The sequence below is a fragment of the Mycobacterium sp. WUMAC-067 genome (assembly GCF_020217485.1).
Taxonomy (GTDB): domain Bacteria; phylum Actinomycetota; class Actinomycetes; order Mycobacteriales; family Mycobacteriaceae; genus Mycobacterium.
The window spans coordinates 1-13,745 of sequence record NZ_JAEKMI010000006.1; the positions used below are offsets into that span (position 1 = coordinate 1).

The following is a 13,745-nucleotide window of genomic DNA, read 5'->3' on the forward strand; positions in this document are numbered from 1 at the left end:
GGCCGTATTTTCGCCGTGGCGTTACGCTCGCGGCCAAAAGGGTCAGCCCAGGGACGCCAGCGCGCGCACCAACTGGTCGACCTCGGCCGTCGTCGAATAGTGCGCCAGCCCGACGGTGACCGCGCCGCCGATGTCGTTGACCCCCAGCACGTCGAGCGCGCGGGAGCTTTCGTTGGTGACGGCCAGAATCCCGTTGTCCGCCAACCGCTGCACCACTCGTTCGGCGGGCACGCCGTTCAGGGCGAAACTGACCACCGGGATCCGCACCTCGGGACGGCCGATGACCATCACCAACGGCAACGAGCGCAACGACACCATCAGGTAGTCGTAGATCCGGTTCAGATACGAGGTGGCGGATTGCATCGAGACCGCCAGGCGTTCGCGCCGGGTGCCGCGGGCGGATTCGTCGAGCGACGCCAGGTACTCGATGCTGGCGACCACCCCGGCCAGGAGTCCGAACTGGTGCGCGCCGATCTCCAGGCGCGCCGCGCCCGTCGCTTTGGGGTCGGTCGGGATGGAACTGAACGAGTTGAGCAGCGCCGGATCGCGGAACACGATCGCCCCGATCGGCGGGCCGCCCCACGCGGCGGCGTTCACCGCCACCACGTCGGCGTCGGTTTCCTTCATGTCGAGCAGCCGGTAGGGCGCCGCGGCGGAATGATCGACGACCACGAGGCCGCCGACGTCGTGCACCAGCTTGGTCATCGCGCGCAGGTCGGTGACCGTGCCCATCGTCGCGGACGCCGAGGCGACGGCGACCAGCCGAGTGGACTTACCGATCAGGCCCTCCCACTGCCACGTCGGCAGTTCGCCCGTCTCGATGTCGATCTCGGCCCACTTGACCTTGGCCCCGTACCGGTGCGCCGCCCGCAGCCACGGGGCGATGTTGGCCTCGTCGTCGAGGCGGCTGACGACGACCTCGTAGCCCAGGCCGGCCCGCGACGACGACGCCTCGGCCAGCGCGGACAGCAAGATCGCGCGATCGGCGCCCAGGACCACGCCCGCGGGCTCGACGTTGAACAGATCGGCCACCGCCGCCCGGGCCGCCTCCAAGATGGCGGCGCTGCGCTGCGCCGACGGGTGCGCCCCCACGGTGGTGGGGCCGGACCTGCGGAAAGCCGTCGACACCGTCGTCGCGACGGAGTCGGGAATCAGCATCCCGGCGGGAGCGTCGAAGTGTACCCATCCGTCACCCAGTGACGGATGCAGTCCGCGCACCCGGGCGACGTCGTATGCCATGTGGGCCACCTTAGGCTTCCGCGTTTTTTGCGAAACTGTGACGGTAGCGGGTGCCCTGAATGGCTCCAAGCCGTGCCGGTCAATCGGTGGCCTCCCGAGCCAGGGCACCCGGCCAGCCATACTAGTCGAGTGGGGCTCTGGTTCGGAACGCTCATTGCATTGTTTTTGCTGATAGCGCCCGGGGCGATCATCGCACGTATCAGTCAGCTGTCGTGGCCGGTCGCTGTTGCGGTGGGTCCGGCGCTGACCTACGGCGTGGTGGCGCTCGCCATTATTCCGTTTGGTGCCATCGGAATACCGTGGAACGGCTGGACCGCGCTGGCGGCGCTGGCCGTGATGTGCCTGGTGATGATCGGTTTCCAGCTGCTGCTCGGCCGCTACCGCGACCGCGACGCCGAGACCCGCAGGGTCGGCCGCTGGCCGGCGATCACGGTGGCCGCCGGGGTGGCGCTGGGGGCCCTGCTCATCATGTGGGCCGCCTACCGCGGCCTGGACGGCCATTGGCAGACCATCCCGAGCACCTGGGATGCGGTCTGGCACGCCAATGAGGTGCGGTTCATCCTCGACACCGGCCAGGCGTCGTCCACCCACATGGGCGAGCTGCGCAACGTCGAGACACACCACACGCTGTACTACCCGTCGGTGTTCCACGCCCTGGCCGCGGTGTTCTGCCAGCTGACCGGGGCGGCGCCCACCACCGGCTACACGTTGAGCTCGGTCGCCGCCTCGGTGTGGCTGTTTCCGACCGGCGCGGCGATGCTCACCTGGCGCCTGCTCCGCCCGACCTGGGGCGAATGGCGCTCCGCGGGAGCCGCCGCGACCGCCGCCACGCTGGCGGCATCGTTCACCGCGGTCCCCTACGTCGAGTTCGCCGTCGCCGCGATGCCCAACCTGGCGGCCTACGGCGCCGCGGTGCCGGCGTTCGTGTTGATCACCTCCACGCTGCGCCACCGCGACCGCATCCCCGCGGCCGTGCTGGCGCTGGTGGGCGTCATGTCGGTGCACATCACCGGCGGTGTGATCGTGCTGTTGCTGCTGCTGGCCTGGTGGCTCCTGGACGCGCTGTGGCACCCGGTGCGCGGCAGGCTGGCCGACGTGGCGGCCCTGGCCTGCGTCGCGGTGGTGTCCGGGTTGATCCTGTTGCCGCAGTTCATCAGCGTGCAGGAGCAGGAAGACATCATCGCCGGGCACTCCTTTCTCACCTACCTCAGCAAGAAGCGGGGGCTTTTCGACGCCGTCTTCCAGCACTCCCGCCACCTCAACGACTTCCCGGTCCAGTACGGGCTGATCGGGCTGGCCGCCATCGGCGGCGTCATCCTGCTGGTCAAGCGGATCTGGTGGCCGCTGGCCCTGTGGCTGCTGCTGATCGTGGTGAACGTCGACGCCGGAAATCCGATCGGCGGCCCGATCGGCGCGGTGGCAGGAATGTTCGGCGAATTCTTCTACAAGGATCCGCGCCGGATCGCGGCCGCCACCACCTTGCTGCTGGAGCCGATGGCCGGCATCGCGTTGTTCGCGATCGTGCTGGGCGTCGTCGCCGCGGCCCGACGGGTGTCGGGCCGGTACAAACCGTTGCCGGCCCCGGTCTGGGTGTCGGCCACCGCCGTTCTGCTGGTGGCGACCACGCTGCTCAGCGCGCGCCACTACCTCTACCGGCATCTGTGGTTGTTCGGCGACAAATACGACTCGGTGATGATCGACCAACGCGACCTGATGGCCATGGCTTACCTGGCCAAGCTGCCGGGGGCCCGCGAGACCCTGATCGGCAACGCCAACACCGACGGCACCGCGTGGATGTACGCCGTCGCCGACCTGCACCCGCTATGGACGCACTACGACTACCCGCAACAGATGGGCCCGGGCCCCAACCGGTATATCTTCTGGACCTCGGCGCGCCGGGGCGATTCCGATCCGAGGGTCCTCGCGGCAATCAAAGCGCTCAATATCCGGTACATCTACACGAGCTCGCCGACTGTCCGGGGGTTCGCCGTACCCGAAGGACTAGTGTCACTGGATAAGTCGAAGTCGTGGGCGCTGATCTACGACAATGGCGGTGCCCGAATTTATGAATGGCGACCAAGCGGCACGCCGCCACACCCATAGTCCACAAAGGATGGTGAAGTATTGAGTACCCGCAACGATGATGACGACGTCGAAGTCATCGGCGGTGTCGACCCGCGGATCATGGCGATCGCCGACGACGACTCCGACGAGCGCTCCCTGACCGATCTGGTCGAGCAGCCCGCAAAGGTGATGCGGATCGGAACCATGATCAAGCAACTGCTCGAGGAAGTGCGCGCCGCGCCGCTGGACGACGCCAGCCGCAACCGGCTGCGCGAAATCCACGCGACCAGCATCCGGGAACTGGAAGAGGGCTTGGCGCCGGAACTGCGTGAGGAACTCGACCGCCTCACCCTGCCCTTCAACGAGGACGCCGCGCCGTCGGACGCCGAATTGCGCATCGCCCAAGCGCAGTTGGTCGGCTGGCTGGAAGGACTCTTCCACGGCATCCAGACCGCGCTGTTCGCCCAGCAGATGGCCGCCCGCGCCCAGCTGGAGAAGATGCGCCAGGGCGCGCTTCCCCCGGGCGTGGGTAAGCCGGGCGGGGCGCCCGGGCACGGCCAGTACCTGTAAGCGACCTCGGGTAGTTCACGGTGTCGGGTCCTCACATCAAGACGCACAACGCGTGGGTGGAATTTCCCATCTTCGACGCGAAGTCGCGCTCGTTGAAGAAGGCAGTCTTGGGCAGGGCGGGCGGCACGATCGGACGCAACAACTCCAACGTGGTCGTCGTCGAAGCGTTGCGGGACATCACCATGTCCCTCGAGCTGGGCGACCGGGTCGGTCTGGTCGGGCACAATGGGGCGGGGAAATCGACTCTGCTGCGCCTACTTTCGGGCATCTACGAGCCCACCCGGGGCTGGGCGCAGGTCACCGGGAGGGTGGCGCCGATCTTCGACCTCGGCGTGGGGATGGACCCGGAGATCTCCGGCTACGAGAACATCATCATCCGGGGCCTGTTCCTCGGGCAGACCCGAAAGCAGATGCAGTCCAAGGTCGACGAGATCGCCGAGTTCACCGAGCTGGGCGACTACCTGTCGATGCCGCTGCGGACCTATTCCACCGGCATGCGGGTCCGGCTGGCGATGGGCGTGGTCACCAGCATCGATCCCGAGATCCTGTTGCTCGACGAGGGCCTGGGCGCGGTGGACGCCGACTTCATGAAGAAGGCCCAGTCGCGGCTGCAGGGCCTGGTGGAGCGGTCTGGAATCCTGGTGTTCGCCAGCCATTCCAACGAATTCCTGGCCCGGCTGTGCAAGACGGCGATGTGGATCGACCACGGTGTCATCCGCATGACCGGTGGCATCGAGGACGTCGTGCGGGCGTATGAGGGGGAGGACGCGGCCCGGCACGTGCGCGAGGTGCTGGCCGAGACGGCCGGACAGCCATGAGCGACACCGTCGTCGCCGTCGTCGTCACTCACCGGCGCCCCGACGAGCTGGCCAAGTCCCTCGATGTGCTGAGCACGCAGACCCGGCTACCCGACCACCTCATCGTCGTGGACAACGATTTCTCGGGCGATGACCTGGTCCGCGAACTGGTTGCGGGACAACCCATTCCAACCACCTATCTGGGATCACGCCGCAACCTCGGCGGCGCCGGCGGCTTCGCGCTGGGCATGCTGCACGCGTTGGCCCAGGGCGCCGATTGGGTGTGGCTGGCCGACGACGACGGACGCCCGCAGGATTCCCACGTTCTGGCCACCCTGCTGGCGTGCGCGGAAAAGCACGGCCTGGCCGAGGTGTCACCGATGGTGTGCAATATGGACGATGCCGAGCGGCTGGCGTTTCCGTTGCGCCGCGGCTTGGAATGGCGCAGGCGCGCAAGCGAATTGCGCACTGAAACTGGGCAGGACCTGCTGCGCGGCATCGCGTCGTTGTTCAACGGCGCGCTGTTCCGGGCGGCCACGCTGGAATCGGTCGGCGTCCCGGATCTGCGGCTGTTCATCCGCGGCGACGAGGTGGAGATGCACCGACGGCTGGTGCGTTCGGGCCTGCCGTTCGGAACCTGCCTGGACGCGGTCTACCTGCATCCGTGCGGAACCGACGAATTCCGCCCGATTCTCGGTGGACGCATGCACACCCAGTATCCCGACAATGCCACCAAGCGATTCTTCACCTACCGCAACCGCGGTTACCTGCAGTCACAACCGGGACTGCGCAAGCTGGTGGTGCAGGAATGGGTTCGGTTCGGCTGGTTCTTTCTGGTGACCCGTCGCGACCCCCGTGGTCTGGCCGAGTGGATCCGCTTGCGGCGCTTGGGACGTCGTGAACAGTTCGGCCGGCCCAGTGGCGATCGCGAGCGCGGCGGAGCCGGGCGAAGCGGGTCGCCACCATCCCGGCCCAGTGGCGATCGCGAGCGCGGCGCAGCCGGGCGAAGCGGGTCGCCACCATCCCAGCCCAGTGGCGATCGCGAGCGCGGCGCAGCCGGGCGAAGCGGGTCGCCACCATTTAGACCGGGAGGACCCCGATGACGTTCCTTGACGCGGCCGCACAGTCGCGGACATTCACCCGCGCCCGCGGCGATCTGGTCGACGGCTTCCGTCGTCACGAGCTCTGGCTGCACCTGGGCTGGCAGGACATCAAGCAGCGCTACCGGCGCTCGGTGCTGGGTCCCTTCTGGATCACCATCGCGACGGGGACCACCGCCGTCGCCATGGGCGGCCTGTACTCCAAGCTGTTTCACCTCGAGCTGTCCGTGCATCTGCCGTATGTGACGCTGGGCCTGATCATTTGGAACCTGATCAACGCCGCCATTCTGGAGGGCGCCGACGTCTTCGTCGCCAACGAGGGGCTGATCAAGCAGTTGCCCACCCCGCTGAGCGTGCACGTCTACCGGCTGGTGTGGCGGCAGGTCATCTTGTTCGCGCACAACATCGTCATCTACGTCGTGATCGCGGTGATCTATCCGAAGCCGTGGTCGTGGGCCGACCTTGCGGTGATTCCGGCGCTGGCGCTGATCGTGCTCAATTGCATATGGGTGTCACTGTGTTTCGGCATCCTGGCGACCCGCTACCGCGACATCGGTCCGCTGCTCTTTTCCGTCGTGCAGTTGCTGTTCTTCATGACGCCGATCATCTGGAACGACGACACCCTGCGCCAGCAGGGCGCCGGACGGTGGTCCCGCATCGTCGAGCTCAACCCGCTGCTGCACTACCTCGACATCGTTCGCGCGCCGCTGCTCGGGGCGCACCAGGAGCTGCGGCACTGGGCGGTGGTGCTGGTGTTGACGGCCGTCGGTTGGGTGTTCGCGGCCATCGCGATGCGCCAATACCGCGCCCGGGTGCCCTACTGGGTTTAGCGTCTCCCCGCCTTGTCACAGGGCGGTACTACTATCGAACACATGTTCGCATTGGTGCCGCGTGTCCTCGCATTTCACGGCGTCGACGACGCCGGCGTGCTGGACCGGGTCACCGCGGCAGCCCGGGCGCAGAACGCGCAGTGCGCGCGGGAGCTGGAGGCGATCGGGGAGTTGTATGCCCGCCGGGCTCCCGCCGACGACGCCGAGCGTTTCAACTGGGCCGTCGACGGACACGAGAACGTGGTCGCGGAGGTGGCGGCCGCACTGGGCATCAGCCGCGGCCGGGCGTCGGGGCGCTTGCGCTACGCGATCGCGTTGCGTGAGCGGCTGCCCCGGGTCGCGGAGGTCTTCGCCCGGGGCGCCATCGATTTCCGGCTGATGGCGGCAGTGGTGTACCGCACCGAGCTGATCGAGGACCCCGAGCTGATCGCCCGGCTGGACGCCGCCGTGGCCCGGCACGCCCCGAAGTGGATGCGGTTGTCGGACCCGAAAATGGCTGAGCGCATTGACATGTGGGTGACGCGATTCGATCCCGCGGGGGTGCGCGTGCCGGGGATGCGCAGTCAAGATCGCCGTGTCGAGATCGGGCCCATCAGCCCGGGGCTGGCGGAGATCTCGGCGAGGGTGCATTCCACCGATGCGGCCGCAGTGGACCGCGCGCTTGACGCGCTGGCCGATTCGGTGTGCCGGAATGATTCACGCACCAAGGCTCAGCGTCGCGCCGACGCGATGGGCGCGATGGCCGCCGGGCTGACCGCTCTGCGCTGCGACTGTGGCAGCCCGGAATGCCCTGCGGCGCAGCGGGTCCCGGGCACCAATGTCGTGATCCATGTGCTGGCCGAGCCGACCGCGGTCGGCGGCGAGGTGAGCGCGCCGGCATATCTGCCGGGGTTCGGCGCATTGCCGACACCGTCGCTGCGCGAGGTGGCCGCCGTCGCGAAGACCAAGCCGCTTTCGCTGCCGCCGGACCGCGCGGAAGCCGGGTATCGGCCGTCAACCGCGCTGGCCGAGTTCATCCGGTTTCGCGATCTGACGTGCCGGTTCCCCGGTTGCGACGCCCCGGCCGACGTTTGCGACATCGACCACACGGTGCCGTTTCCGCTCGGCCCCACGCATCCGTCGAACCTCAAGCTGCTCTGCCGCCACCATCATCTGCTCAAGACCTTCTATACGGGCCCCGACGGCTGGCGGGATCGCCAGCGACCAGACGGCACGGTGGTGTGGACGTCGCCGACGGGACATACCTACACCACCAAACCCGTTGGCAGCCTTTATTTTCCGGCGCTGGCCATCCCGACCGGGACGCTGACACTGCCGGACTTCACGCCCGCGCCCTGGCAGAACCGCGGTGTCATGATGCCGGTCCGGCAGCGGACCCGGGCCCAGGATCACGCCGCCCGAGTCCGCTGGGAGCGCGGCATCAACGAGGCACGCATCAGCGCCGAGGCGGCGCGCCACGCCGAGCGGTCGGCGCCCAACAACAACGACCCACCGCCCTTCTAGTTCGCGCTGAGATCAGACTTCGATCTGGGGATGCAACCGGCTGATCGTCCAGATACGTTGCCGGCGCGCCATGAACGCCGCCGCTGCGATGAATGCGATCGAGAACCCCGTGAGCACCAGGGCGTCGCGAATCAGGTTGCCGCTCAGGCCGCCTGAAACGGTGACGCGCAGACCGTCGACCAGATAGGTCATGGGCACCACCGGGTGGGCGGCCCGAAACGGCGCCGGGGTGGTCTCCACCGGATAGAGGCCACCGCAGCAGGTCAACTGCACGATGAGCAAGGCCAGCGACAGCGCTGATCCGATGACGCCGAACGCGATCCGCAAGAAATGGTCGATCGACACGAAGGCGCCGGCGGCCAGGATCAACAACCCGGCCATCCAGACCGGCCGCTGGGGGTCGAGGCCCAGGCCCAGCCACACCACGCCGAACAGGATGAGGCCACCGACGGCGGTGACCGCGGTGACCGGCAGCCACCCCGCGACGGCGACGGTGAGCGCACTGACCCGTCCGGCGAACGCCCGCAGGTTGATCGGCCGGAAGAACAGGTACGCCAGCAGCCCGACCACCCACAACGCGATCGCGAAGAAAAACGGGGCGAACCCGCGCCCGTACTCGCGGGCCGGGTTCAGGTTGTCCATCGTGATGCCGACGGGTGAGCCGAGCACGTTGGCGGCCGTCGCGGTCTGCGCAGGGTTGACGTCGGGAACCTTGTGCAGGGTGTCGTCGATGACCTTGGCGATGTCGACGGCGCCGCTGTTCGACTGGTCGGCGCCGGTTTGCAGGGTCCTGCTGCCCGAGTCCAGTGCCTGCAGCGACACCGAGATCTGCTTGGCGCCGTCGGCGACTTGGCCCGCTCCCGTCGTCAGGGTGTGGGATAGATTCTTCGCCGCGAGCAACGCCTTCTTGATCTCGTCGGCTCGTGGCTGATTGTCCGGGACGAGCGCCAGCACCATGTCGATGACTCGTTCGAACGCCGCGTCGGCGGCGGCGTTGACGCTTTGCACCCGCTGCGCCCCGGCGCCGACGCTGGCCGCCCCCGATTGCAGCGCCTCGATGCCTTGGGTCAGCGCGGCACTGCCCTGCTGTGCGAGCACCGTGCCGTCGACCAGCCGGTGGGCGCCGTCCGAGGCGGTCTTGAGTTGCTGCTTGACCTGCGCGAGGTCGCTGTAAAGCGTGCTGGCATAAGCGGAATGGGCCGCGCTGTTGATCTTCTCCTGCAGTTCGGCCTTGGCCGCCTGCGCCACAATGCCCGCGACGAAGTTGTTCGCGTCGTTGAGGGTGATCGTCATGCCCGCCCGCTCGGGGACGGGATTTTGCGCGCTGACCAGCTTTTGGGTGAAGTCCGGCGGGACCGTGATCGTGAAGTAGTAGCGACCGTGTTCCAGGCCGTCATGCGCGGTGCGGGCATCGGTGAAGTGCCACTGGAACGCATTCGACGCCCGGAGTTGTTGGCTGAACTGCTCGCCGGCATCGATCAGCTGGCCGTTGGCCACGGCCGGCCGGTCCTGATCGACAACGGCGACGGGAATCTGGCTCGTCCTGCCGTACGGATCCCAGTTCGCCCACAGATAGAGCGACCCGTAGAGCAGCGGGATGAGCGAAAGCCCCGCCGGCACCAGCCAACGCACCGGGCCGCGGAAGCGACGAAATTCGAGGACGGCCAGACGCAGGGCGGTGATCAATGTGCTTCTCCATCGGGGACGGGAATGCGGTCACGGTCGATCGGGTGACGCAACCGTGTGACGACGATGTCGGTCGAGTCGAAACCATCGGGGATCTGCGTGCCGCCGGCGACGACGGTGCAGCCACGCTCGCGCAGTGCGCTCAACCCGGCCCACACCCGGCGGCTTTCTTCGGGTCCGCAGCCGCGATCAACGTCGTCGATGACCATCGCGCCGGGGCGCTCCGCCACGGCCAGGGCCGCGGCCAACAGCACACGGTCGTCGGGCTTCAGCTCACCGATCGGTAATTTGCGTGGTGTTTCGAGCCCGACAATGTCGAACGCCTCGGCCACCGCGGCGCGCGTCGAGCGCCCGCGGCTGGTGAAGAAGCGCTCGGCGACATGCTCTTCCACGGTCAGATGTTCGTCGAGCTCGACCGCGGGCGACGCCGCCGCGACCGCGACCAGTTGCTGCACCTGCCTCGAATCGCCGGGCAGTCGATAACCGCCGACCGCGACGGTCCCCGTCACCAGCCGCATGCGCCCGGCCAATGCGAGCAGCATGGATGTGCGTCCCGAGCCCGCGGGCCCGGCGATCACCCCCAGCTGTCCCGCCGCGATGTCCGTTGACACGTTCGCGACCGCGCATCCCTGCGGACCGCGAACGCTGATGCCGCGCGCGACGATCTGCACACCCTGGAATTCCACTGACCGCATTTACCCCAGGCATGAGCGCTCAAACAAGGGCCGCACGGTTCCTCACGAGAATGGTGGCGGGCCGGCTCATCGTGGTGTCACACTGGTACGCCACCTGAGCACACTGGGCGAAAGGTCCACGGACGTGAGCAAGAAAGCCCCATCCGCGGCGGACGCCGCGCGGAACAACCTCGAGGCGGAGCTGGGCCGGCTGCGACAGCGGCGCGACCGCCTCGAGGCCGAAGTCAAGAACGACCGTGGGATGGTGGGCGATCACGGCGACGCGGCCGAGGCCATCCAGCGCGCCGACGAACTCGTCGTCCTGTCCGACCGGATCAACGAACTGGACCGGCGTCTGCGGGCCGGGCCGCCGGACTCCGACTCCTCCGCGACGCTGCCCGGCGGCACCGAAGTGACCCTGCGGTTCGCCGACGGCGAGGTGGTCACGATGCACGTGATCTCGATCGTCGAGGAGACGCCCGTCGGCCGGGAGGCCGAGACGCTGACCGCGCGCAGCCCGCTGGCCCAGGCCCTGGCCGGGCGCAAGCCGGGCGACACGGTGACCTACTCGACGCCGCAGGGCGAGAACCAGGTCGAGTTGATCGCGGTCAAACTGCCCCGCTGACGATGCCCGCCACTGCCCGGCGGCCCCGTTAGACTCCCCCAATGCTTCCCCCCGAGTCCTCAACCGCGCCGGCGCGCCTGAGCCTGACGACGCAGGTCACGCGCTTCGTCGTCACGGGCGGCCTGGCCGGCATCGTGGACTTCGGGCTCTACCTGATGCTGTTCAAGGCGGTGCACCTACAGGTCGACGTGGCCAAGTCCATCAGCTTCATCGTCGGCACCATCACCGCCTACCTGATCAACCGCCGGTGGACCTTCCAGGCTCCCCCCAGCACCGCCCGGTTCGTCGCGGTCATGGTTCTCTACGCCATCACCTTCGCCGTGCAGGTCGGACTGAACCACCTGTGCCTGGCTTTCCTGCACTACCAGGCGTGGGCGATCCCGGTCGCGTTCGTGATCGCGCAGGGCACCGCGACGGTGATCAACTTCGTCGTGCAGCGGGCCGTAATCTTCCGCATCCACTGAGCCGCCTTCGGCAGGCGGTACCCTCTTTGACGATGTCGAGCACCGATCCCGTGACCAAGCCCACCCGGTTGATGGGCTTTGGGCGCACCGCACCGTCGGTGGCCCAGGTGCTCTCCACCCGCGATCCCGAGGTGATCGCCAAGGCGGTGGCCCGGGTGGCCGACTCCGGCGGCCGGGGCGTGATCGCCCGCGGGCTGGGCCGGTCCTACGGCGACAACGCGCAAAACGGCGGCGGCCTGGTGATCGACATGACCGGGCTCAACCGCATCCACTCGATCAGCGCCGACACCCAGCTGGTCGATGTCGACGCCGGCGTCAGCCTGGACCAATTGATGAAGGCGGCGCTGCCGTTCGGCCTCTGGGTTCCGGTGCTGCCGGGCACCCGCCAGGTCACCGTCGGCGGGGCGATCGCCTGCGACATCCACGGCAAGAACCATCACAGCGCGGGCAGCTTCGGCAACCACGTGCGGTCGATGGAACTGCTCATGGCCGACGGCTCCGTGCGCACCATCACCCCCGACGGCGACGACGCCGAGCTGTTCTGGGCCACCGTCGGCGGCAACGGCCTGACCGGGATCGTGCTGCGCGCCACCATCGCCATGACGCCGACAGAGACGGCGTACTTCATCGCCGACGGCGTGGCCACCAGGGATCTCGACGAGACGGTCGCCGTTCACCTCGACGGCAGCGAGGCCAACTACACCTACTCCAGCGCCTGGTTCGACCTGATCAGTCCGCCACCGAAGCTCGGCCGAGCCGCGGTCAGCCGCGGCAGCCTGGCGAAGCTGGATCAATTGCCGAAGAAGCTCGCCAAGAACCCGCTGAAATTCGATGCGCCGCAGCTCTTGACGGTGCCGAACGTGTTTCCGGTCAGCGCGATGAACAAGCTGTCGTTCATGGCGATCGGCGAGACGTACTACCGCCTCGGCGGAACCTACTCGGGCAAGATCCAGAATCTGTCGCAGTTCTACCACATGCTGGATCTGGTCAGCGGCTGGAATAACGCTTACGGCCCAAGAGGTTTCGCCCAGCATCAGTTCCTGGTTCCGCCGGACGCGATGGACGAGTTCAAGGCCATCATCCGCTGGATCCAGACCACCGGCCACTACTCGGCGCTGAACGTGTTCAAGCTTTTCGGCCCGGGCAACCGCGCGCCCCTGAGTTTCCCCATGGCCGGTTGGAACGTCGCGATGGACTTCCCCAACAAGCCGGGGATCAACGAGTTCCTCAACGAGCTCGACCGGCGCGCACTGGAATTCGGCGGACGGGTCTATACCGCCAAGGACTCCCGTGTCAGCGCGGAAACGTTTCACGCCATGTATCCGCGCATCGACGAATGGATCGCGGTACGCCGCAAGGTCGACCCCTTGCGGGTGTTCGCCTCGGACATGGCCCGACGTTTGGAGCTGCTCTAGATGGTGTGCCAATGGTTTTAGACGCCGTGGGAAACCCGCAGACCATCCTGCTGCTCGGCGGCACCTCCGAGATCGGGCTGGCCATCTGCGAACGCTACCTGCAGAACGCGCACGCGCGAATCGTGCTGGCCGCCATGCCCAACGACCCCGGCCGCGACGCCGCCGTGGCGCAGATGAAGGCCGCCGGGGCGCGGTCGGTGGAGCTGATCGACTTCGAGGCCACCGACCCCGACACCCACCCGAAGATGATCGACCAGGCGTTCGCCAACGGTGATGTCGACGTCGCGATCGTCGCCTTCGGCATCCTCGGCGACGCCGAGGAGCTGTGGCAGAACCAGCACAAGGCCGTGCTGGCCGCCGAGATCAACTACACCGCAGCGGTTTCGGTGGGCGTGCTGCTGGCCGAGAAGATGCGCGCCCAGGGCTTCGGCCAGATCATCGCGATGAGTTCGGCCGCCGGCGAGCGGGTGCGACGGTCCAACTTCGTCTACGGCTCCACCAAGGCCGGGCTGGACGGATTCTACCTGGGGTTGGGAGAAGCGTTGCGCGAGTTCGGGGTTCGCGTCCTGGTGATTCGTCCCGGCCAGGTGCGTACCCGGATGAGCGCGCACGTCAAGGAAGCGCCTCTGACCGTCGACAAGGAGTACGTCGCCAACCTCGCGGTCACCGCTGCCGCAAAAGGTAAGGAATTGGTTTGGGCACCAGCAGCATTCCGTTACGTGATGATGGTGTTGCGACACGTCCCGCGCCCCATCTTCCGCAAGCTGCCAATCTGATC

At 67.6% G+C, this 13,745-nt stretch carries 12 protein-coding genes and 1 pseudogene; 10 read left to right on the top strand and 3 right to left on the bottom strand.

Features of this window, described 5'->3' with window-relative positions; translation table 11 throughout:
- Positions 1-42: 42 nt before the first annotated feature.
- On the bottom strand, positions 43-1,239 hold the full coding sequence (locus JF781_RS05600) for a cysteine desulfurase-like protein (protein ID WP_225329204.1): 1,197 nt from the start codon (positions 1,237-1,239) through the stop codon (positions 43-45).
- Between the two features lie 129 nt (positions 1,240-1,368).
- Between JF781_RS05600 and JF781_RS05605 the strand changes: the two genes are divergently transcribed.
- From JF781_RS05605 to JF781_RS05635, 6 genes and pseudogenes are all read left to right on the top strand, one after another.
- Positions 1,369-3,342, top strand: coding sequence for a DUF6541 family protein (locus JF781_RS05605; protein ID WP_225329203.1), 1,974 nt, complete (start codon positions 1,369-1,371; stop codon positions 3,340-3,342).
- Positions 3,343-3,423: 81 nt separating this feature from the next.
- Positions 3,424-3,873: a bacterial proteasome activator family protein gene (locus tag JF781_RS05610; protein ID WP_225329209.1), complete on the top strand. Its 450-nt coding sequence runs from the start codon at positions 3,424-3,426 to the stop codon at positions 3,871-3,873.
- A gap of 20 nt (positions 3,874-3,893) precedes the next feature.
- Positions 3,894-4,691: an ABC transporter ATP-binding protein gene (locus JF781_RS05615; protein ID WP_225329202.1), complete on the top strand. Its 798-nt coding sequence runs from the start codon at positions 3,894-3,896 to the stop codon at positions 4,689-4,691.
- Positions 4,688-5,593: pseudogene (locus JF781_RS05620) on the top strand (glycosyltransferase); the annotation flags it as partial. The gene JF781_RS05615 and the pseudogene JF781_RS05620, both read left to right, overlap by 4 nt.
- Positions 5,594-5,769: 176 nt before the next feature.
- The gene (locus tag JF781_RS05630; RefSeq protein ID WP_225329201.1) at positions 5,770-6,600 is read left to right on the top strand and encodes an ABC transporter permease; all 831 of its coding nucleotides are present in this window, start codon (positions 5,770-5,772) and stop codon (positions 6,598-6,600) included.
- Positions 6,601-6,642: 42 nt separating this feature from the next.
- The gene (locus JF781_RS05635) at positions 6,643-8,103 is read left to right on the top strand and encodes an HNH endonuclease signature motif containing protein (protein WP_225329200.1); all 1,461 of its coding nucleotides are present in this window, start codon (positions 6,643-6,645) and stop codon (positions 8,101-8,103) included.
- A gap of 12 nt (positions 8,104-8,115) precedes the next feature.
- On the opposite strand, the gene JF781_RS05640 is transcribed toward JF781_RS05635, so the two are convergent.
- Positions 8,116-9,789: a YhgE/Pip family protein gene (locus JF781_RS05640; RefSeq protein WP_225329199.1), complete on the bottom strand. Its 1,674-nt coding sequence runs from the start codon at positions 9,787-9,789 to the stop codon at positions 8,116-8,118.
- Entirely contained in the window at positions 9,786-10,484 is a 699-nt protein-coding gene (locus JF781_RS05645; RefSeq protein WP_225329198.1) for an ATP-binding cassette domain-containing protein, read from the bottom strand. Before JF781_RS05645 ends, JF781_RS05640 begins: the two co-directional genes overlap by 4 nt.
- Positions 10,485-10,608: 124 nt before the next feature.
- On the opposite strand from JF781_RS05645, the gene JF781_RS05650 reads away from it, so the two are divergent.
- The 4 genes from JF781_RS05650 to JF781_RS05665 are packed head-to-tail and all read left to right on the top strand — an operon-like array spanning position 10,609 to position 13,743.
- Entirely contained in the window at positions 10,609-11,088 is a 480-nt protein-coding gene (locus tag JF781_RS05650; RefSeq protein ID WP_225329197.1) for a GreA/GreB family elongation factor, read from the top strand.
- A gap of 41 nt (positions 11,089-11,129) precedes the next feature.
- Entirely contained in the window at positions 11,130-11,552 is a 423-nt protein-coding gene (locus JF781_RS05655) for a GtrA family protein (RefSeq protein WP_225329196.1), read from the top strand.
- Between the two features lie 32 nt (positions 11,553-11,584).
- Positions 11,585-12,967, top strand: a complete 1,383-nt coding sequence (locus tag JF781_RS05660) for an FAD-binding oxidoreductase (protein ID WP_225329195.1) — start codon at positions 11,585-11,587, stop codon at positions 12,965-12,967.
- An 11-nt stretch (positions 12,968-12,978) separates the two neighbouring features.
- Positions 12,979-13,743 (top strand): decaprenylphospho-beta-D-erythro-pentofuranosid-2-ulose 2-reductase, encoded by a 765-nt coding sequence (locus JF781_RS05665; RefSeq protein ID WP_008263064.1) that lies wholly within the window; start codon positions 12,979-12,981, stop codon positions 13,741-13,743.
- Positions 13,744-13,745: the final 2 nt, after the last annotated feature.

Coding starts and splice junctions, on each gene's coding strand:
- JF781_RS05600 (WP_225329204.1), bottom strand. CDS start 1,239: ATGGCATACGACGTCGCCCGGGTGCGCGGACTGCATCCGTCACTGGGT.
- JF781_RS05610 (WP_225329209.1), top strand. CDS start 3,424: ATGGCGATCGCCGACGACGACTCCGACGAGCGCTCCCTGACCGATCTG.
- JF781_RS05645 (WP_225329198.1), bottom strand. CDS start 10,484: ATGCGGTCAGTGGAATTCCAGGGTGTGCAGATCGTCGCGCGCGGCATC.
- JF781_RS05665 (WP_008263064.1), top strand. CDS start 12,979: ATGGTTTTAGACGCCGTGGGAAACCCGCAGACCATCCTGCTGCTCGGC.
- JF781_RS05660 (WP_225329195.1), top strand. CDS start 11,585: ATGTCGAGCACCGATCCCGTGACCAAGCCCACCCGGTTGATGGGCTTT.
- JF781_RS05630 (WP_225329201.1), top strand. CDS start 5,770: ATGACGTTCCTTGACGCGGCCGCACAGTCGCGGACATTCACCCGCGCC.
- JF781_RS05655 (WP_225329196.1), top strand. CDS start 11,130: ATGCTTCCCCCCGAGTCCTCAACCGCGCCGGCGCGCCTGAGCCTGACG.
- JF781_RS05635 (WP_225329200.1), top strand. CDS start 6,643: ATGTTCGCATTGGTGCCGCGTGTCCTCGCATTTCACGGCGTCGACGAC.